The 19,526-nt window shown below is 61.9% G+C and carries 16 protein-coding genes; 8 read left to right on the top strand and 8 right to left on the bottom strand.

Annotation, left to right across the window (positions count from 1 at the left end; all coding sequences use genetic code 11):
• Positions 1-10: 10 nt before the first annotated feature.
• Positions 11-628, bottom strand: coding sequence for a cbb3-type cytochrome c oxidase subunit II (locus tag SALLO_RS0110270; RefSeq protein WP_022836219.1), 618 nt, complete (start codon positions 626-628; stop codon positions 11-13).
• Between the two features lie 71 nt (positions 629-699).
• Complete coding sequence (locus tag SALLO_RS16550; protein ID WP_022836218.1) at positions 700-2,205, bottom strand: cbb3-type cytochrome c oxidase subunit I; 1,506 nt, start codon at positions 2,203-2,205, stop codon at positions 700-702.
• Positions 2,206-3,393: 1,188 nt separating this feature from the next.
• On the opposite strand from SALLO_RS16550, the gene SALLO_RS0110260 reads away from it, so the two are divergent.
• Entirely contained in the window at positions 3,394-4,701 is a 1,308-nt protein-coding gene (locus SALLO_RS0110260) for an NAD(P)/FAD-dependent oxidoreductase (protein ID WP_084696253.1), read from the top strand.
• 559 nt (positions 4,702-5,260) lie between these two features.
• Positions 5,261-5,470 carry a YgaP family membrane protein gene (locus tag SALLO_RS18945; protein WP_022836216.1) on the top strand — a complete coding sequence of 70 codons (210 nt, stop codon included), beginning with the start codon at positions 5,261-5,263 and terminating at the stop codon, positions 5,468-5,470.
• A 137-nt stretch (positions 5,471-5,607) separates the two neighbouring features.
• On the opposite strand, the gene SALLO_RS0110250 is transcribed toward SALLO_RS18945, so the two are convergent.
• From SALLO_RS0110250 to aspS, 3 genes are all read right to left on the bottom strand, one after another.
• Positions 5,608-5,967, bottom strand: a complete 360-nt coding sequence (locus SALLO_RS0110250; RefSeq protein WP_022836215.1) for a hypothetical protein — start codon at positions 5,965-5,967, stop codon at positions 5,608-5,610.
• Between the two features lie 107 nt (positions 5,968-6,074).
• On the bottom strand, positions 6,075-6,863 hold the full coding sequence (gene lipB / locus SALLO_RS0110245; RefSeq protein ID WP_022836214.1) for a lipoyl(octanoyl) transferase LipB: 789 nt from the start codon (positions 6,861-6,863) through the stop codon (positions 6,075-6,077).
• Positions 6,864-6,948: 85 nt separating this feature from the next.
• Complete coding sequence (gene aspS, locus SALLO_RS0110240) at positions 6,949-8,826, bottom strand: aspartate--tRNA ligase (protein ID WP_028567137.1); 1,878 nt, start codon at positions 8,824-8,826, stop codon at positions 6,949-6,951.
• Positions 8,827-9,047: 221 nt separating this feature from the next.
• Here aspS and SALLO_RS0110235 point away from each other — a divergent pair, with 221 nt between their 5' ends.
• From SALLO_RS0110235 to SALLO_RS0110215, 5 genes are all read left to right on the top strand, one after another.
• Complete coding sequence (locus tag SALLO_RS0110235) at positions 9,048-10,556, top strand: peptide MFS transporter (protein WP_022836212.1); 1,509 nt, start codon at positions 9,048-9,050, stop codon at positions 10,554-10,556.
• A gap of 84 nt (positions 10,557-10,640) precedes the next feature.
• On the top strand, positions 10,641-11,111 hold the full coding sequence (dut, locus tag SALLO_RS0110230; RefSeq protein WP_022836211.1) for a dUTP diphosphatase: 471 nt from the start codon (positions 10,641-10,643) through the stop codon (positions 11,109-11,111).
• Between the two features lie 97 nt (positions 11,112-11,208).
• Positions 11,209-12,810: a sodium:solute symporter gene (locus SALLO_RS0110225; RefSeq protein WP_022836210.1), complete on the top strand. Its 1,602-nt coding sequence runs from the start codon at positions 11,209-11,211 to the stop codon at positions 12,808-12,810.
• A gap of 605 nt (positions 12,811-13,415) precedes the next feature.
• Complete coding sequence (gene pdxH / locus SALLO_RS0110220; protein WP_022836209.1) at positions 13,416-14,057, top strand: pyridoxamine 5'-phosphate oxidase; 642 nt, start codon at positions 13,416-13,418, stop codon at positions 14,055-14,057.
• 131 nt (positions 14,058-14,188) lie between these two features.
• Positions 14,189-15,559, top strand: a complete 1,371-nt coding sequence (locus SALLO_RS0110215; protein ID WP_022836208.1) for a hypothetical protein — start codon at positions 14,189-14,191, stop codon at positions 15,557-15,559.
• A gap of 39 nt (positions 15,560-15,598) precedes the next feature.
• Here the strand turns inward: SALLO_RS0110215 and SALLO_RS0110210 are convergent, their stop codons facing one another.
• The 3 genes from SALLO_RS0110210 to SALLO_RS0110200 all read right to left on the bottom strand — a co-directional run bounded on the left by SALLO_RS0110210 (position 15,599) and on the right by SALLO_RS0110200 (position 18,578).
• On the bottom strand, positions 15,599-16,237 hold the full coding sequence (locus SALLO_RS0110210) for a hypothetical protein (RefSeq protein ID WP_022836207.1): 639 nt from the start codon (positions 16,235-16,237) through the stop codon (positions 15,599-15,601).
• 84 nt (positions 16,238-16,321) lie between these two features.
• Positions 16,322-18,202, bottom strand: a complete 1,881-nt coding sequence (locus tag SALLO_RS16545) for a M56 family metallopeptidase (RefSeq protein ID WP_022836206.1) — start codon at positions 18,200-18,202, stop codon at positions 16,322-16,324.
• Positions 18,183-18,578, bottom strand: a complete 396-nt coding sequence (locus tag SALLO_RS0110200; RefSeq protein ID WP_022836205.1) for a BlaI/MecI/CopY family transcriptional regulator — start codon at positions 18,576-18,578, stop codon at positions 18,183-18,185. Before SALLO_RS0110200 ends, SALLO_RS16545 begins: the two co-directional genes overlap by 20 nt.
• 272 nt (positions 18,579-18,850) lie before the next feature.
• Between SALLO_RS0110200 and SALLO_RS0110195 the strand changes: the two genes are divergently transcribed.
• Positions 18,851-19,408, top strand: a complete 558-nt coding sequence (locus SALLO_RS0110195; RefSeq protein WP_022836204.1) for a hypothetical protein — start codon at positions 18,851-18,853, stop codon at positions 19,406-19,408.
• Positions 19,409-19,526: the final 118 nt, after the last annotated feature.

Genomic DNA, 19,526 nt, shown 5'->3' with positions numbered 1-19,526 from the left:
GCGGACTGCATTAGGGCATCGCACCCTGCGCGGCGTTCTGTGCGCCGTTGTCGCGCGGCGGAATTTTCAGCGTCATGAGGTACTCGTACAAGGCCAGCGCTTCCTCTGTCGCAACAACAACTCGTCCATCGGTTGGGGCATAAGGGCCGCTTATATTCACAGTAGTCTCCGAGGGCAAAACATTGGTTTTTTGCTTGACCTCAAAAAGGTACGGGTAGGCCGGCATTACAGAGCCAGGACTCACAGAACGGGGCTGGTACAAATGCGCCAAATGCCATGCCTGACTTGGCTGTCGGCTGGCAATGTCGGCCAAGTCGGGCCCTGTACGCATCGTACCCAGGAGGTGCGTTTTGTCGTATACGTAGTCGCCGGGCAGCGACCCCCGCGGGCCCCAACCACGTGCTATGTCACTCCCAAACCCTTCGGGCCGCACTTGCTGAGTGTGGCAGTATATGCAGCCTTCCCGCATGTATATGGCACGGCCCCTTGCTTCCATGTAGTTGTAATTGGTTGCAGCTTTCGTCGGCTCTACCGAGGCAATCTGAGCCGATGGAAGCAGGGCCAATGCCGTGTAACTCATGAGCACGGTAGCGAGAGCGCCAAGAAAGATGATGAGGAATCGAGTCATGGAGCGTCAAGGAATCAAGCAATAGACATTGGGCCCGATGCAGCGCCAAAAGGTACGTGCTGCATCGCGTGTCACGACGTAGGCGTTGGCTCTTTCTCCTCTGCTGCCCGTGAGGTGCTGAAAAGGCCGTCAGGGACGGGACGGAAGTAGGCGGGACCACTACGCGGAGCGCCCTTGTGTAGCACAATGCGGTACAGCAAGTAGGCAAAGGCGAAGTGGCCAACGGTCATCAACGTACCGGCTACCGACCGCACGACCAGCCAGGGCTTTGTGTCATTAACAATGTCCATAAATGGGATATTCGGGTCGAGGAGCTGGTACCCTTGAATTACGCCTCCTATGGTGAGACCAACGAAGTACATGCCGACACCGAGCCCTGTCGTCCAAAAATGGAGACTGATGAGGCGCGGACTTTCCCATTCCCATTCGGTTACCCGAGGCATGATGTAATAGGTTGCCCCAAAAGCAATCATGGTGACGAAAGCATAGACGCCGAGGTGTGAGTGGGCAATCGTGTAGTGCGTAAAATGCGTAACTTCCTGCCAAAAACGCAGCGCCTGCAGGGAGCCTTGTAAACTGACTACTGTGTAGCTCATGGCACCAAACACGATAAAGCGCAGCGTGGGGCTATATATAACCTTCCGAAAATGCCCAACAACTGTTAGGTGATGGTTGACGGCCACAACAACTACCGGTATAATCATCATCACGCTAAACACAATAGAGACGGTTACAACCCACTGCGGTGCTGGCCCTCCGACCAAGTGATGCACACCGGCCCAGTTATAGAACAGCGCAAGTGTCCAAAACCCGAGATACGAGAGATGATAACTGTAAACGGGACGCCCGATAACTTTGGGAATCAAGTAGTATGCAGCACCCAAACCAATGGGAGTTAACCATAGACCGAGAATATTATGCGCAAACCACCAGTTTGCTGTAGCATGAGGAACGCCCTCATAAATAGGAAGCACTAGCGCGATTAGTAGTGCCGGAGCCCAGAGCACAGCAGCCCCAAGGTACCACACAGAAATAAAGAGATGCTCTACTTTCCGCTCCCGCAGCGTGAGATACATGGCAGCTGATACCAAAAGAAGCGCCGGAATGATAAGGCCATACGCTACAAGAGGCATCTCAAGCCACTCAACGCTACGCGAATAGCCCGCTAGAATACCAATCGTGCCTATTAAAACTCCTACGTTCCACATCAGGTTGCTCAACATGAGAAGCGGAACGCCGCGCAGTGGAGTTTTGAGGAGGCGAGCCCATAACCATACCGCGATCCCGACACCAGCCATGGAGATCCATCCATAGATCATGGTGTTTAGATGCGCGGGCCGCACCCGTCCAAACGTGAGCCAGCGCGTCTGCAGGGCATCAGGAAACTGAAAGTGAAAGCTTGCAGCAAGGGCTAGAACGGAACCGATAATTAGCCAAAATGCACCGCTCAGTATAAATGCAATTACGGGGAGGCGGGTGGACCGATCTACGCGACGACGCCAGCCAATCGCCTCCGTATCTTCAGGAGTGCCCGGCGACTCAAGGTTGAAGGCGTATGCAAGCGTTTCGCGAATCATAAGAGCAATGGAGCAAATGCGATGGTAGTTGCAGGCGTGACACCGGTCTACACGAGCTATCAGGGCGATTCAGGCTGTGCGCTTGTAGAAGACCCAGGCTTTGATGAGACCCTGGAAGGATTGGTGTTCGCCGGATCGTGCCTTGATGACTCTTCTGGAGGCATGGGCCCTGAAGACGGTTGCAAGAGCTGGTCTTGCGGTTTTCCAACCGGCTCATTCTCGTCGAAAATTACGTAAGCCCCTGCCTTCAAGTTATTGAAGTGCCCTGTACGCTCAGCACGAAACAGCACGGTGAGCGTCGCTGCTGCTCCGAAAACCAAAAGGAGCATGATTACGATGAGCGGTGTGTACGTCATGCCTTATTCCCCTCTTGTGGAAAGGAGTGAACCAAGTCTTGAATGGGTCGCGATAAGCGGGTGCGCACAGCCGGTTGTACACTTGGACGCGGCCTTTGCCACGATGTCTTCCCTTCCGTCGGCTGCGCACTCGGCGAGGCCGTGCGTGCATTGATGTCTGTCACGACACGAAAGGTCAGGATAGCAAGAAAGATCAGTGCCGCAAGCATGAGCGCCAGCACCAGGCCGTTTGTAGCGTGCTCTATGCTAGACAAGTTCTGCCCCATAGTCAGTAAGGTATACTTGAGAAAAGCTCAGGGTAAAGCTAAATATACTGATACCAAGCCTAAATAGTAAGGTATTGTCTCTGGCTATAGCACTTTACTAAGCCGTTTATGTTTGCTTACTACTTGTAAATACATGACAATATGAGTAAGTGCTTGTTTCATAAGCTCCTTCCATTCGACTCAAATTCATACTGCTTCGGGGCGCACAGCGCGCTGCCCTATGCTTGAGGGTTCTAGCTACCTTCTCCAAAGTGGCGCATCTCTAGAATAGATTAAAATGTTTTATAAATTTGCTTTTCTAGCTTTCACAAGGTCTGGCGGTACACTGCAAATGCTCTTTAACCGTCTTCGTTTTACCAATTGCAAGGAAGGGGACACCCGCACCGATGCGCCTACGCACGCCTCGTCAGATCTGTAATGCGAGCTACCAGCAGCACGAACTGTCACCTTCCGTTAACCGCCCGATGAAAAAGAATCGAAACAATATCGCGAAGATGTATTAACATGAATAACCTGTTATGTGCAGTATATCACACGGAGCCCCTTGCAACTGAGTCTATCCAACGATGAGCACGCAACCTTCACCCGCAGAAGAAGCCGTCACAAGCAGTAATGTGCCCACTAACCGCGCCGCTAATGCCGTACAGGCTGGTCTTAACGCCGGTACTGCGCCGGCCCACCACAATATCGTGATTGTAGGTGCCGGCAGTGCAGGGATCACTGTAGCTGCCCAACTTGCGCGCAAGCTTTCGCACCCGGACATCGCTGTCATCGACCCATCTGATACCCATTACTATCAGCCCCTTTGGACGCTTGTAGGCGGAGGCGTCTGCCCAAAGGAGGAGTCCCAGCGTCCCATGCAAGAGGTCATTCCGCCACACGTAAAGTGGATCAAAGATGCAGCCGTTAGCTTTGAGCCTGAGGAAAATCGCCTGGGACTGCGGTCTGGCGAGAAGCTCTCGTACGACTACCTTGTGGTCTGCCCTGGCATACAGGTCGACTGGGATGCAATTCCCGGTCTTCCTGACACGCTCGGTAGCAATGGCGTCTGCTCTAACTACTCGTATCAACACTGCGAGTACACTTGGCACACCGTTAAAAACCTGCCGCGTGGTGGTCGCGCACTTTTCACGCAGCCAGATACGCCCATTAAGTGTGGCGGCGCCCCCCAAAAAATTATGTATCTCACGGCCGACTACCAGCGCAACCAAGGCCGCCTAGCTAACGCAGACATCGAATTCTTCTCTCCCGGATCGGTTATCTTTGGCGTAGAGGAGTTTGCTGAAACGCTAAAGGATGTTATCCGCCGCTACGGCATTACGACCAACTTTCACCACAACCTCATCGAGATACGTGGGGAAAAGCAGGAAGCCGTTTTTCAAGTCACCGGTGGCGATGGGCAACCAGTAGAGCGCGTTGAACCCTTTGACATGTTGCATGTTGTTCCTCCCATGAGCGCCCCCGACTTCCTAAAGGATAGCCCGGTCGCGAATGAAGACGGATGGGTAGATGTAGACAAGCACACTACACAACATGTGCACTACGAGAACATCTTCAGTCTTGGAGATGCGTCCGGCCTTCCAAATGCAAAAACCGGCGCTGCGATCCGTAAGCAAGCCCCCGTGCTGGTCGAAAATCTCTTGCAGCATCGGCAGACAGGCCACATCAACCGTCCGAAAACGTACAACGGATACGCGTCCTGCCCCCTCGTTACGGGTTATGGAAAGCTCATATTGGCTGAATTTGACTATGACAATAACCCTGACCCGTCGTTTCCCATTGATACAACGAAAGAACGCTACTCGATGTATCAGTTCAAACGCTACGGTTTACCTTCCATGTACTGGAACCTAATGCTTAAGGGCTTGGCGTAAGCACGTACTACGCATAAATCGTTCTTCTTACGCACTAACCACCTGTTTCTATGCATCCTCAACAGAATCGCTCGTCCCCCCTATCGCCAGCTGAACAGCGAAAAATGGAGGGGCACGGCCTGCTGGGCCGACTGGTGCGCTTCGTATTCGAACGCCCTCTGGCCGCCGTTCTCTCCGTTGTTACGTTGGGTACACTTATCCTCTGGCCTTCTAAGGATGACGGTAATCCAAGTGAAAACTAAGGCCTGCAGCTGAACCGGCCTGCATTCCTCGTATCATGGAACGGCTATCTAAGGTACAAAAGCTACTGATCGTTTGCCTGATCTGCTTAGCCACTGTTGCCGTGGCAGGGTGGATTCTAGATGCTGCGCTGTAGCTGCATCACGCGTACTGCAACTTCATGCTGTAGCCGCATTGAGTGCTAACAACCTCTTTGAGGCCTGCGCCGAGCCGGGCCGTCTGTACCGTGCGGCATTCGAAGCATTATTTTCTGGCAGGGCGCTTTTCAGACAGAACACAAGCATCGACCTATTTTTCGCACAAGAGCTGGTGAGTTGAGATGAAAAAAAATATGGGTACTCTTGACAAAGTCGTTCGCACGCTCGTCGCCCTGACGGTGGCCGTGCTCTACGTTACTGATGTCATTGGAGGAACGGTAGCTATTATCCTTTCCATCCTTGCGGGCGTCTTCCTGCTAACCAGTTTGGTAGGCACCTGCCCACTCTACCTGCCATTTGGTTTATCAACACGGCGAGATCAGGGCGCGTAATTGCGGGGGCTGTTGTGAGAGAAGCCCCCGTGGTTGCTTTGACCGGTGCATGGCAACACGACGGCTGTAGCGGCCTCGCTGGCATGTACGCTGTTCAATTGGTTTCTTTCAGCGAATGCCATTTGAGGCTTTTATATCTACAGCTCGTCGTCCTCAAACAAGAGCGTAAAGCTCGGCATGAGGTCGTACGCCTCGGCCAGCTCCAGCAGGGCGTGGGCGGCCTCTTCGGGGAGGTCATGCGTGCTCTCAACCGTGCTGTCGGTGGCGAGGCGGTAGGCGACGTCTTCGGGGTCGTCCAGCTCCACGGGGTCTTCCCAGGCGGTCGCTCGTTCGATGAGGAACGTGCCGTCATCGGGCATAAACGATGCCAGGTAGCGCTCCTTCTCGCCGGCCGCGTCCACCAGACTCACGGCGCCGGCCAGGCCGTATTCTTCGTCATACAGCAGCGTTTCGGCCAGGAGGTGCTTGGTAAACAACGAAAGGCTAAAGTCTGGCATGTGGCATAGGCGGTTGATGAATGAAGAGCTAGGCTGTGTTTGAATCCCCCCACGGGCGCGCGCTCACGCTAATTTTTCAAATATAGCCTAAAGCGTGCACAGCAGGGCTACGCGGCAACCGAGGCCGCGCGGAGGGTGCGTACGGCCTCGGCCTGCGTAAACGCGTGCAAAAAGTCGAACGCATCGGCGCCCGCGAGATACAGCGGCGCGGCATCGAAAAGATCCACCAGATGATGCACCACGCGCCGGCGCACCGCGTCAGCGTCCACCGAGGCCTGCAGCTCGTGCGCCAGCGAGGTAACGCCCCGATCGCGAATGCCACACGGCACGATGTGGCCGAAGTAGTCGAGGTCGGTGGTCACGTTAAACGCAAAGCCGTGCATGGTCACCCAGCGGCTGCAGCGCACCCCCATCGCGCAGATCTTCCGCTCCGGCCCGCGCGCGTCCGGCCCCACCCAGGTGCCGGTGCGCCCCTCCACCCGCGTACCGGTCACGCCGAAGTCGGCACAGGTGCGAATGATGACTTCCTCCAGCGTGCGCAGGTAGCGCCCCAGGTCGGTAAAAAAGCGGTCGAGGTCGAAGAGCGGGTAGCCCACCAGCTGCCCGGGGCCGTGGTACGTGATGTCGCCGCCGCGCCCAATGGGCACAAACGTAGCGCCAATATCTGCCAGCCGATCGTCGGAGAGCAAGAGATTGGTGGGGTCGCCGCTCTTGCCCAGCGTGTACACGTGCGGATGCTCCAGCAGCAACAGCACGTGGGGCACCGACGCGTCGCCGGCCTGCTGCGCTTGCACGAGACGCTGCTGCACGGCCTGCTGCAGGCGCCACGCCTCGCGGTAGGGCACACGCCCCAGGTGACAGACGACAAGCGGTTCGCGCGATGATGACGTAGACATAGCAGCCTCCGGTAGACACGTGCAGCAGGGCATGCGTCAACTTTGGGGCCACAGCAGAAGTTCGGTGCAGGGCCCACGGCGCGGGCTACGAGGCCAGTTGCGAGCGCGTGCGGTCGGCGGGCGGCTCCACGTCGGCGGGCAGGTCGAGCGTCAGGAAGAGGTCGCGGAGCTGCTGCGGATCGACCCAGTCGGGCGAGCCGGCCATGAGCTCCTGGCCGCTTTGCGTTTTGGGGAACGCAATCACATCGCGCAGCGAGCTGACGCCGGCCAGCAGCATCACGAGGCGATCGACGCCAAAGGCAATGCCGCCGTGGGGCGGCGCGCCGTAGCGAAGGGCGTCCAGCAGAAATCCGAAGCGGTCTTCGGCCTCGGCCCGGTCGATGCCGAGGGCGTCAAACACGCGCTGCTGCACCGCGCGGTTATGAATACGGATGGAGCCGCCCCCAATTTCGTTGCCGTTCAGTACGAGGTCGTAGGCCCGAGCGGTCACGGCCGTCGGGTCGTCGGCAATTTGGTCCACCTCGTCCGCCCGCGGCGCCGTGAAGGGGTGATGCAGCGACACGTAGCGTTCGGCGTCTTCGTTGTACTCCATCAGCGGGAAGTCGGTCACCCACACGAAGGCGTCGTCGCCGGTGCCCGCCTCCGGAATGAGACCTTCTTGCGCGGCCATATGCAAACGCAGCTGCCCGGCCTGTTGGTACACGGTGGGCACGTCGCCCGCGAGCGTCAGCACCAGGTCGCCGGGTTCGGCGCCCGTAGCCGCCAGCGCCTCGCGCACGTACTCGGCCGGCAGCGCGTTCGTGCTGATGTTCTGATCGATGCCTTCGCCGGTGTGCTTAAAGTAGATGAGCCCGGCCGCGCCGATCTCTTGCGTCACGTGGTCCTCCAAGCGATCCATTGCGCCGCGCCCGCGCTCGGCTCCGCCGGGCACACACAGGGCCACCACCGCCCCGCCATCGGCGATGATGCCTTCAAAGACGCGAAAGCCACAGTTGGCAAACGCATCGCTTACGTCGTGGAGCTTCAGGTCGAAGCGCAGGTCGGGCTTGTCGGTGCCGTAGGTGCGCAGCGCTTCGTCGTACGTCATGCGCGGGAACGGCGTCTCAAGGGCTGTCTCCTTCAGGTCGCGCCACAGCGCCGCCATAAGCCCTTCGGTGAGGGCGTACACCTGCTCCTCGGTGGCAAAGCTCATCTCCACGTCGATCTGCGTAAACTCCGGCTGCCGGTCGGCGCGGAAGTCCTCGTCGCGAAAGCACTTCACGATTTGCACGTAGCGGTCGAGTCCGCCCACCATGAGGAGCTGCTTGTAGGTTTGCGGACTTTGCGGCAGCGCGTAAAAGCGCCCCGGGTGCAGGCGGCTGGGCACCAGGAAGTCGCGCGCGCCCTCGGGCGTCGATTTCATGAGGACGGGCGTTTCGACCTCCAGAAACTCGTTTTGGTCGAAGTAGCGCCGCGTGGTCTGGTAGAAGCGGTGCCGCAGCGCCAGCGTGCGTTGCAACTGCGGGCGCCGGAGGTCGAGGTAGCGGTGCTTCAGGCGCAGGGCCTCGTTGGCATCTTTGCCGCGCTCCTCGTGGGCGCTCACCACAAACGGCGGCGTCTCGCTGGTATTCAGCACGCACAGGTCGCTCGCCAGCACCTCTACGGCGCCGGTGGCCAGCTCCTCGTTGATGCCGCCCGAGCGCTCCTGCACCGACCCGCGCACCGAGATGACGTCTTCGCTGCGCAGCTGCTGCGCCGCCGCGTAGGCCTCCTCGTTGGCCTGTGGCGAAAAGACGACCTGCGTAAGGCCGTAGCGGTCGCGCACGTCGACAAACATCAGACCGCCCAGGTCGCGGCGCGTGTCCACCCATCCCTTCACGACGACCGAGGCATCGACGTCGTCGGGGCGAAGGGCGCCGCAGGTATGCGTGCGGGGGCCGTGCGTGTCGGGGCTGATGAGGTCGGCGCGCGGCTGGTTGGACATGAAGAGCGGGGGCGTCGTGAGCAATTATCGGGGGATGTTTACCGCGGGCGGCGGGCCGGGTTCAGCCCAGACGGCACTTTCGCGCAGCTTTTGCACCGGGCTATTGAACATCCGGTGTACAATTCGTTACTTTTGGGTAGCGATTATGAAACCATGACGGCGCACCATCGCCGTTTTGCGGCGCTGCCGCCTCGCGTTCGTTCCATTACTTGCAACTGTTCATGGCTCAGGCATCTTCTTCTGGCGCATCGGCCGTCACCGACCGCTCGTTCTTTGGCCACCCGCGCGGCCTCTCCACCCTCTTTTTTACGGAGCTCTGGGAGCGCTTCAGCTACTACGGCATGCGGGCGCTGCTCGTGCTTTTTATGACCGCTGCCGCCACCGGCGCCAATCCGGGCCTGGGCTTTAGCGTGGGCAAGGCCACGGCCATCTACGGGCTGTACACCTTCTTTGTGTACGTGCTGTCGCTCCCGGGCGGCTGGGTGGCCGATAACTTGTGGGGACAGCGCAAGGCGGTGTTTGTGGGCGGCTGTATCATTGCCGCCGGGCACTTTAGCATGGCCGTGCCCACGGTCACGTTCTTCTACATTGGGCTGGCCCTTATCGTGATTGGGACGGGCTTCCTGAAGCCCAACGTGAGCTCAATGGTGGGCGACCTGTACCCCGAGGGCGGCGCGCGGCGCGATGCGGGCTTTTCCATCTTTTACATGGGCATCAACCTGGGTGCCATCTTGGGGCCGCTGCTGTGCGGCCTGCTGGGCGAAGGCTACAACTGGCACTGGGGCTTTTCGCTGGCGGGCTTCGGCATGCTCGTGGGACTGCTGTGGTACAAGTTCACGGCCGATTACCTGGGCGATGCGGGCCTTCTAACAACTGATGCCGATGAGGCCACGCTGGCCAAACGCTCGCGCACGTTCTACGCCCTGGCCTCGGCGGCGGCCGCGATCTTTCTTACGGTCACGTGGCTCATGCAGAGCGGTATCCTTGCCATTACGCTAGAAGCGCTGGCGGGCTACCTGGGCTACGGCGCCGTGGCCATTACGCTGGGCTTCTTTGGCTACATCATCTTCTTTGGCGGCCACACCAAAACCGAACGGCAACGCCTGTGGGTCATCCTGTGGCTCTTTGTGCTGGCGGCGCTCTTTTGGGCGGGCTTCGAGCAGGCCGGTTCGTCGATGAACCTGTTTGCCAAAAACCTGACGGACCGTACGATCTTTGACCTTACGATTCCGGCGAGCACGCTGCAGCTCATCAACCCCACGTTCATTGTGATTATGGCACCGGTGTTTGGCTGGCTGTGGACGTGGCTGGCCAACCGCAACGCGAATCCCTCGATTCCGGTGAAGTTTGGTCTGGGCCTGCTCGGCCTTTCGGCGGGTTTCTTTGTCCTTTCGTGGGGCGCGGCCAACGCCTCGGCGGCCAACCCCGTGACGCCGGCCTGGCTTATCGTCACGTACTTCTTGCACACGTGCGGCGAGCTTGCGCTGTCGCCGGTGGGCCTCTCGTCGATGACGAAGCTCGCGCCTGAAAACCGCGTCAGCCAGATGATGGGCGTGTGGTTTGTAGCTGCGGCGCTGGGCAACCTGTTTGCGGGCCTCGTGGCCGGACAGCTGGAGACGATGGCGCCCAGCCCGCTCTTCTGGACGGTGGCCATGATTGTGGGCGGCGGCGGTATTGTGGCGCTCCTCATGTCGCCGTTCGTGCAGAAGCTCATGGGCGACGTAGAGTAGATCTGCTGGCCCATTGCCACCCACCGCGCAGGCACGACCCCGCCTGTGCGGTGGACGCTATTTGTCCCCAACCTCTTGCTTCTGATGTCTTCTTCCTCCACGGCCGCTGTTATCCCGCTGCGCCGGCTGCCCCATGCCGAGGGGCTTGCGTTGCCTCGTCATGCCACCGAGCACAGCGCGGGCCTCGATTTGCGAGCGGCCGTTCCAACAGATGATCCCGTTACCCTGGCCCCCGGCGCCCGCGCGCTCGTGCCCACCGGCCTCGCCCTCGCGCTGCCCACAGGCTACGAAGGGCAAATTCGTCCGCGGAGCGGCTGGGCGCACAGACACGGCATCACGGTGCTTAACAGCCCCGGCACCATCGACGCCGATTACCGCGGCGAGGTACAGGTGCTGCTCATTAACCACGGCGCGGAGGCGTTCACGATTGAACGCGGCGCGCGCATCGCTCAGCTCGTGGTTGCCCAACACCGGCGCGTGGAGTGGCGCCCCACCGACGAGCTGCCCGCCTCCACCCGGGGCGCGGGCGGCTTTGGATCGACCGGAACCGCCTAATGGCGCCCAGCGCGTTGCACGCGTGCGGCGCACTTGATTAACTTGGCAGCGCTCTGGCGTTGCCTTCGGCCCCTATTCACCCAACCTGTCGCTCATCATGGACGGAAACGCTCCCATTGGTGCCATTGATCTCTCGATCATTGCCGGGTACTTCCTCATCGTTTTTGGCATTGGCTACATCATTGCCAAGCGCACCGAGAGCGGTGACGACCTCTTTTTGGCCGGGCGCAGCTTGGCCTGGGGGGCCATTGGCTTTTCGCTGTTTGCCTCCAACATCTCCAGCACCACCCTCATCGGCCTCGCGGGCGACGCGTACCGCACCGGCATTGCGGTGTCCAACTACGAGTGGATGGCGGGCGTGGTGCTCGTGTTCATCTCCATCTTCTTCATCCCGTTCTTCATTCGTTCCGGGCTCACCACCATCCCGGAATACCTGGAGAAGCGATTCGATGTGCGCTCGCGCAAGTACTTCTCCGGGCTCTCCATCTTCACCAGCATCATGATTGACACCGCCGGCGGCATTTACGCGGGGGCGCTGGTGCTCAAGGTGTTCTTTCCGGAGCTGCTGCCGGGCCTGGAGGGCACCACGGACTTCATTGCGACGTGCTTTCTGCTGGCGCTCGTGGCGGGGCTGTACACCGCCGCCGGGGGCCTCGCGGCCGTCGTGTATACGGATGTGCTGCAGGCCGTCATCCTAATTATCGGGTCGACGTTTGTGGCGTACGAGACCTTCGCGCAGTTTAATTTTTCGTGGGAGGCCGCCACCGCCCAACTGCCTGAAGGCCACCTGTCGCTTATTCGGCCCATGGACGCTGAAGGCGTGCCCTGGCTGGGCACCCTCATTGGCGTGCCGGTGCTGGGCTTTTACTACTGGGGCCTCAACCAATACATCATTCAGCGCGTGCTGGGGGCCAAAGACCTCGACAACGCGCGCTGGGGGGCCATGCTGGGCGGCGCGCTCAAGATCTTGCCGCTGTTCATCATGGTGCTGCCGGGCGCGTTTGCGCTGGAGCTGTACCCCAACCTCAGCCAGCCGGATCAGGTGTTTCCAACCCTGGTAACCGACCTGCTGCCTGTGGGCGTGCTGGGCCTCGTGATGGCGGGCTTGGTGGCCGCAATTATGTCGAGCATCGACTCGACGCTCAACTCCGCCTCCACCCTCATCACCATCGACTTCATCAAGCCCAACCGTCCGGAGTTGACGCCCAAGCAAGTGGGGCGCATTGGGCGCATCACAACGCTCGTCCTCATGCTGGTGGCCGCCGCGTGGGCTCCTGCGATTTTGGAGTTTCAGGGGCTGTGGAGCTACATTCAGCAGATGCTTTCGTACCTTGTGCCGCCGGTGGTGGCGGTCTTTCTGTTTGGCGTGTTTGATCCGCGCGCCAATGGCAACGGCGCGTTTGCTACGCTGCTGGGCGGACACGCGCTCTCGTTTGTCACCTTCCTGCTGGTCCTCAACGGCTTCATCACGATTCACTTTACCATCATTGCGGGCATTCTTACCGCGCTGTGCTGCGTGCTCATGTACGTAGCGTCGCGGGCGTTGGGCGATGCGCCGGCCGAGGAAAACGTGGACGATCTGACGTGGGCGGGCCGCGCGCTGGAGACGCCCGACGCGCTGCCCTGGTACAAGGATTGGCGGGTGCACGGCGGGGCCGTGCTGACCCTTACGGCGATTATGCTTGTCATCTTTTGGTAGAGGCCGGTAGAGGCACAACCCATGTTATCCACACCGGCCGTGGGGCTGCGTAAACAATTGCGCATGAGGCACCGCCCAATGCAAGCCCCGACCACTAGCCGCAAGGAACACTACGGTTACAACCTAAACCCCTGGAAACAATAGAGTTAGCTCATCATGACGAATCTTCACGGAATCGCGGATCTGCGGCGTCTTACGTGGACAGGCGACGGTGCCCGATACATTACCCACACTTATCCACAAGTTATCCACACCGGATAGAGGCTAAGAAAGGGCTGCCCGGTACGTCGGTTGGCGGGTGCCAGGGCGATCGGCCGGTGGACAAATGAAAAGGCACCGCAGGTTCCCACAGCCTGCCGTGCCTTTCCATCACTCGTTCGGTTACATCAGAGCAAGCATCATGCGAACACTGCTCGTTGATGTATGAGCGATACGTATGAGCAGCCAACATTCGTACAGGATTTGTTCGGGTTAACAAGAAATATACATTCCTGGCATTTCCGTCATAAATCATGCGAAGTCCCTGAGGGGGGCCATGCGCAGAAACGCCCGTTGTTGTCCAGTCGTTTGGGCGGTGTGCTTTGCTTACTGATCTAACCGGGCTTATGGCTGACCTTGCCGACCTCCGCGAAGAATACGCACAACAGACGCTCGACCGCGACACGCTAGCGGCCACGCCGCATGAGCAGTTTGAGCAGTGGTTTGCGGAAGCGACGACTGCTGAAATTGAGGAACCCAACGCGATGACGCTCGCCACGGTGGGCGCCAACGGCCAACCCTCGGCGCGCATGGTGCTGCTGAAGGGCGTCGACGCCCGCGGGTTCATCTTTTACACCAACTACCGCAGCCGGAAGGGGGCCGAGCTGGCCCACACGCCGAAGGCCGCGCTTGTGTTTTGGTGGGAAGCGCTGGAGCGCCAGGTGCGCGTTGAGGGCGCGGTGGCTCAGCTGCCGGACGACGAATCGACCGCGTACTTTCACCGCCGCCCGCGGGGGAGTCAGTTGGGCGCGTGGGCCTCGCCGCAGAGCGACGTGATTGCCGACCGCTCGGTGCTGTCGGCGCAGTTGGAGGCGGCACAGGAGCGGTTTGGCGACGCCTCGGAGATTCCGCGGCCGCCGCACTGGGGCGGCTACGTGGTGCAGCCGCACAGCGTGGAGTTTTGGCAGGGGCGCCCCAACCGTTTGCACGATCGCCTGCGCTACCGGCGCACCGACGACGGCTGGAGAATAGAGCGCCTCGCGCCGTAAACTGACCTCGCCCTTTGGAGCCACAAAGCCACGGTTACCGCATCAGCCAAGCGTGAAAAGGAAGTCCTCTCGACTTCACCGATGGAAAAGTACCTGCGGACCCTTTGCCGACCAAATTACAGGTGCCTGCTATGACGCTAACCGCGTTTTATTCACGTCTGCGGGGCGCTCTGCGTCTCGGTGTTGTCCTGGTTGCCGTGTTTAGCGCCGCCGGGTGCGTGAGCACGCAAGACCGCTACGAGGAGGCGCAAGCCCTCACGGCGGAAGGGCGCTACGTGGAGGCTACGCGCTACTACGTGCGGGTGCTGACCGAAGAGCCGTCATGGACCGACGCCCGCGCTGAGTTGCGGGCGGTGGGCCAGCGCGCGGTGGATCGGCTGCTGCAGACGACGGAACGCCACGCGGCGGCCGAGCGGTACCAAGCGGCGGTCGCGTCGCTCCGCACGGTGGACGACCTGCGCGCGGCGGCTCGGGGCGTCGACGTGTCGCTCACCGTTCCCTCCAACTACCAACGCTACCGCGCCGAGATGCGGCGGGCCGCGGCCGATGCCCTCATCGCACGGGCGCAACGCGCTGAGGACGCCGGCGACTGGCCCGACGCCCACGCGGCGTACACCGAGGCCCGCTCCTACATCGCCACCGAGGCGCGCCGAACCGCCCTCAATCAAGCCCAGGCCCGCGTGCTGGTGCACTGGGGACAACAGAACATACAGAAGGGCCGCTTCCAAACGGCCTACAAGCGGCTGGGCCAGGTGACGCAGTTCGTGAAATCCGGCCATCCGCTTGCCGAAACGAGCCGAAAACTACAAGCCGACGCCGTAGCGCGCGGTACGCGCCGCGTGGCCTTTCTTCCGGTCACCCAAGACGGGCGCGCCGCGACGCGGCTGCCCGACATCTTTCTGCCCGACCTGAACCACGTCCTGGCGTTCGACTACTGGACCGCTGCGCCGCTGTTTGTTGCCCCCGTCAATCCGGTGCGCCTGCGGCGGGCCCTGCGGCGCTATGGCTTTTTCGCCCGCCCGCTCTCCGATGAACAGGCGGTAACCGTGGGACGACGCGTGGATGCCGATTGGGTGGTGGCGGCAACCCTCACCGATATCGAACAGACCGAGGAGGTCACCGAGCAGACGTCCCACCGCGTGCCGTGGCGCCCGCCGTCGAAGGGCCGCCACGCGACGTCCGACCGCGCGCCCAGTACCGCACGAGATACCAGCTACGTCGTCCAAACGGTTGAGAAGGAGCTAGCGGCCACCGCGCACTACCGTATCATCGACGTGGACAACGGATGGGTGTTGGAACGCGGCACTACCTGGCTCCGGCACGAGGCCCCTGTGCAACGGGCCCGGTTTGCCGGCAACTGGCGCCAGCTCGTGCTTCCGCCCGCCCAGCGCCCGCTCTTTAACGGCACGGCCCAGCGCGGCTGGACCAACCAGGCCATCGACCGCTTCGCCGCCGCGCTTAGCGCTTCCGTCTTTGAGGACGTGCTCGACGAAATCGAATAGACACGCGGGCGCAGTCCGCGAGGCGTTTTTAAACACAGCCTAGTCAGCTTGCAGGCACGCGAGAAGACGGGCGGGGGCCACGCCGGGCTTCAGGTCCTCTACCGGCTCGCCGGTGTCGGGAAGCAGCGTCACCGTGAGCCAGCTATCGCCCGATGCGTTCCGGTGCTGGGCCAGCCGCACCCCCGCGCTGCGCTCGCCATGGCTCGTAACCGCCGTAGCCGTGTGCGGGCGTCCCGGAAAGGGCGTGCTGGACGGCAAGGCTGCGCGCACGGTGGCCAACACCTTCCCGGCCCCTTCGATGGACGCATCCGGCAACGCACAGTACAGATCCACGCTATACGAGCGGCCAAAGTTGACAAACAAATAGGTGAAGTTGGGGGCAAGCGGCCGCCAGTGCAAATCGATGCGGCCGTGCCCTTCCGTGAGGCGCTCGACGGCCGTCAGCAATTCCGGAAAGTGGTCCTCCAGACCGTCCATCATGCGGCCGTAGCCCTCCATTTCGGCCTGCATGGGCGGCACTTGCGCCAACCCTTCGGCCGCCTCAAACGACGCCTTGTTGAGCCACTGCTGGATGGCCGGTGTGCTGGTGATGGCCTCGCGCACGGCATGCAAGGACTCCGGAAAGAGCGGCGCGAGCCGGTCGGTCCATTCGTCGACGGTGGGAGCAGGGGCAGCCATTACGGGAGCATCGGGTCGGAGAAACGACAGGACGGCCGTCGGGGGCCGCCCTGTATCTGACGGGTAGCGCGGGCCGCGGTTCGGTTACTCGCGGCCGCCGGGGGTGCGGGTCGAATCGCGTTCCAAACGCTCCAGGCGGCGCTCCAATCGCTTGGCCTGCTGCTCCATGCGCTCGGCCTGACGACGCAGCCTTTCGGCTTGCTCGCGCAGGGCGTCGAGCCGGTACTGCTGCATCGTCTCCGTATGCCGCGACCACTTACGCAGCGCCTCCTCGCGGGCCTGCTCCACACGCTCCACAAACGCCCGGAGGCTGTCGCGCGATAGGCCCTTCGGCGGCCACAAAAGCTCATACTCCTCGTCTGTTCGAATATCGAGCGTGTCCGTTGAAGCATCTAACAACGAGTCGACGTCGACGGAAGCATCCAAGAGCGAATCGATAGCCGTGGACGCGCCGAACAGCGAATCCGCGTCGAGCCGTTTCATCGTCTGCAGCAACGAGTCGCGGTACACCTGGAGGCTATCGTGATGGCCAAGAAAAAGCGCCTGGAGGCCCTCGGTGAGTCCTCGAATGCCCATCACAAAGCCCCGGAGGCCCGTTACAAGGCCGCGGCCCGCCACGATGCCGTCCGCCCACTGCTGCGTAACCGAATCGGGCAGGGTGCTGTACGCGATGCGGCCCTCAGCGCCGATGATGAGGGTATCGGCCGGTCGGCGGCCGGTCTTGATGACGATAACCCGCTGCGTGGAATCCTGCGTGACGGTGACGTCGCGTCTGATCTGTACCGAATCGGGGCGCGCGGCGGGGGCCGGCGACGGCGTCGGGACTGCGGGCGGGGGCACCGCGGCCTGAGGCGGCGCGGGTGGCGCCGATGGTTTTGCAGCGGCCACGGGTGCCGGGCGGTTCGCCTGTGTGGCTTCCTGCGAGGCGCACGCCCCGCCAATGGCTACCAGCAGGAGCGCGGCGATGCTGGCCGTTACCACCGACGCCCGCGCGGGCTGCGCCGGATGGGCTGCGCCCACCAACCGCCGGATGCGCCCCAGCACCGAGCCGTCGGTAGCCGCTAGCGCCGCGGCATGGGGCCGGACCGGTGCAGACCGCTCAACCAGCGCGGCCAGCGCTTGCACATACGCCTGGCGCGGCGCCCCCAACGCCACCGTGCCGTCGTCGCAGCAGTGCTCACGGGCCACATCCACCTGATGCGAGATCCACCAGACCCCGGGATGGTAGAAGAAGATTGTTTCGGCTGCGCGTTGCACCCAGCTCACCAGCACATCGTGGCGGCGCACGTGCATCAGCTCATGCAGCAACAGCGCCTCCACCTGATTCGTGGGCAGGCCGGTGAGCAGCCCGGTGGGCACCAGAATGAGCGGACGCCACCAGCCCATGAGCAGCGGGCTGTCGACGTGCGGCGACTGGCGCACGGTAACGGGCCATGGCAGCTCGGCGCGGGCGCACAGCCGGCACACCCGGCGTATCCACGCGGAGGGCAGCGGCTGCGTGTCGCGGCGCCGCAGCCATGCCGCATAGGCAATGCCGCCGCTGAGCCGCAGCAGAAGCACGGTGGCGCCCACAAACCAGCCCGCAGCCAGCCAGGGCACCCAGGGCTGCACCCACGCCTGTACCAGCGCGGGCCACGGCGCCGGATCGGGCGTCATGGGCGGCAGCGCGCGCACTACCACCACGGCATCAGGGGCAGCGGGCGCCGCAGCCATCGGGGATGCCACCGGGCCCAGGACACTCCACGTAACCAGCGGAGCGACGCCCACAAGCCCCAGCGCGCCCAAGCTCCACCCGTAGCGTGCCCGCGCCGACGGCCGGCGCCATGCGCATGCCAGCTTCAGAAGAGCCGCGACAAGCACGCCCTGCCACAGCGAATGCACAATCACCCAGCCCGCGCGGGCGGCCATGGGATGCTGCAGCAGCGCACGCACGCTATCCGCTACGTTAGGTATCAGATCGATCATCGGAAGCCTCCAAGTCGTCTACGAGGGCACGAATTTCGTTCAGGTCGTCATCCGAGACGCGGTCGCGGCCCAGCGCGCGCATCACAAGGGCCCGCAGCGACCCGCCAAATGCGCGATCCAGCAAGTCATCGATCAGGCGGCGCTGCGTGGCCGGCTCCGAGACCGCAGCTTCGTACACATGCGCCCGTTGCGACTCGTCGCGCGTGACGAGGCCCTTGTCCAGCATAATTTGCAGCAGCTTGAGCACCGTGGTGTAGCCCGCCTCGGCGCCCAGGTGCTCTTGCACGGCGCGCACAGTGGACGGGCCGCGCTGCCAGAGCACGCGCAAAATCGACAGCTCGGCGTCGGTGGGCATGGGCGGATCGGACGAAGCCATAGGCGTCTCGGATAAAGTACGATGTTTTTCGTATGTTTGTACGAAGATATTCGTACGTCCGATGCGCGTTCCCGGTGGCGTCAAAAAAGTTGAGGCGAGGGGGCCGGCGCCTCCGCGTGCATGAATTCTGCTGATCCAGCCGGGCGTTAGAATCCTGGAGCGCCCCACGGCACTTCAATGATTTTGAGTTTACATTGACGCCACACCACAGCCGCGGGCCGTTGCTCCGGTGGCTTTTTCTCCCTAACGCGAACAGGTGAATGAACGCAATAATGCCCTCTGCCTCGCGCGCCTGGTCTTGGCGCTTGGGCGCATGGATTACAGCAACGCTGCTCGTGCTCCTGCCGCTTGCGGCGATGCCCTTCACCGATGCGGTCCACTGGACCGCCGGCGACTTCGTCTGTGCCGGTGTGCTGCTGTTTGGGCCGTTGGCACTGTACGAGGCCGCGGCGCGACGCGTGCACCGCGGTGTGCATCGCGCGGGCATCGCGCTCGGGCTGCTCGCTACGGTCGTTCTGCTGTGGACCAACGCCGCCGTGCACGTCACCGACAGCGCAGCCGATGCGCTGTACAGCGGGGCTGCGTTGCTGGGGCTTGTTGGGAGTATCGTCGCGATCTGGCGGCCGACCGCCGGGGGGCGCGTGCTCCTCGCAACGTGCGGCGCCCTGGCAGGGACCTGTGCCGGAGCGTGGGCCGCCGGGTACGTGCCCAACGTCCACGTCTCGCTCGTTGAGGCCCTGGCCCTCACCGGATTATACGCTGCGCTGTACGGCGCCGCGGCCGTCCTCCTTTTGGGGGTTGCCCGCCAGCGGGCTGCCAACACGGCCTAACCGACGCAATTCGTGGGACGCGTCCGGCACACAACGTAAGGCCGACGCACGGCTCCCGCCTACTCGCCCCGGCCTTTGCCGCGGCACCGCTGCGCGCCCTCACGCACGGTAGGCAGTG

The sequence above is a fragment of the Salisaeta longa DSM 21114 genome, assembly GCF_000419585.1.
Lineage (GTDB): Bacteria > Bacteroidota > Rhodothermia > Rhodothermales > Salinibacteraceae > Salisaeta > Salisaeta longa.
Note: the sequence above shows the minus strand (reverse complement) of the source record. Positions and strands in the feature narration are given on the sequence as shown.

Excerpts from the sequence above, each read along its gene's own strand:
- SALLO_RS0110195 (WP_022836204.1), top strand. The coding sequence starts at position 18,851 with ATGCCCTCTGCCTCGCGCGCCTGGTCTTGGCGCTTGGGCGCATGGATT.
- SALLO_RS0110270 (WP_022836219.1), bottom strand. The coding sequence starts at position 628 with ATGACTCGATTCCTCATCATCTTTCTTGGCGCTCTCGCTACCGTGCTC.
- aspS (WP_028567137.1), bottom strand. The coding sequence starts at position 8,826 with ATGTCCAACCAGCCGCGCGCCGACCTCATCAGCCCCGACACGCACGGC.
- SALLO_RS0110250 (WP_022836215.1), bottom strand. The coding sequence starts at position 5,967 with ATGCCAGACTTTAGCCTTTCGTTGTTTACCAAGCACCTCCTGGCCGAA.
- SALLO_RS0110235 (WP_022836212.1), top strand. The coding sequence starts at position 9,048 with ATGGCTCAGGCATCTTCTTCTGGCGCATCGGCCGTCACCGACCGCTCG.
- SALLO_RS0110210 (WP_022836207.1), bottom strand. The coding sequence starts at position 16,237 with ATGGCTGCCCCTGCTCCCACCGTCGACGAATGGACCGACCGGCTCGCG.
- SALLO_RS0110200 (WP_022836205.1), bottom strand. The coding sequence starts at position 18,578 with ATGGCTTCGTCCGATCCGCCCATGCCCACCGACGCCGAGCTGTCGATT.
- SALLO_RS16550 (WP_022836218.1), bottom strand. The coding sequence starts at position 2,205 with ATGATTCGCGAAACGCTTGCATACGCCTTCAACCTTGAGTCGCCGGGC.
- pdxH (WP_022836209.1), top strand. The coding sequence starts at position 13,416 with ATGGCTGACCTTGCCGACCTCCGCGAAGAATACGCACAACAGACGCTC.
- SALLO_RS16545 (WP_022836206.1), bottom strand. The coding sequence starts at position 18,202 with ATGATCGATCTGATACCTAACGTAGCGGATAGCGTGCGTGCGCTGCTG.
- SALLO_RS18945 (WP_022836216.1), top strand. The coding sequence starts at position 5,261 with ATGAAAAAAAATATGGGTACTCTTGACAAAGTCGTTCGCACGCTCGTC.
- dut (WP_022836211.1), top strand. The coding sequence starts at position 10,641 with ATGTCTTCTTCCTCCACGGCCGCTGTTATCCCGCTGCGCCGGCTGCCC.
- lipB (WP_022836214.1), bottom strand. The coding sequence starts at position 6,863 with ATGTCTACGTCATCATCGCGCGAACCGCTTGTCGTCTGTCACCTGGGG.
- SALLO_RS0110225 (WP_022836210.1), top strand. The coding sequence starts at position 11,209 with ATGGACGGAAACGCTCCCATTGGTGCCATTGATCTCTCGATCATTGCC.
- SALLO_RS0110260 (WP_084696253.1), top strand. The coding sequence starts at position 3,394 with ATGAGCACGCAACCTTCACCCGCAGAAGAAGCCGTCACAAGCAGTAAT.
- SALLO_RS0110215 (WP_022836208.1), top strand. The coding sequence starts at position 14,189 with ATGACGCTAACCGCGTTTTATTCACGTCTGCGGGGCGCTCTGCGTCTC.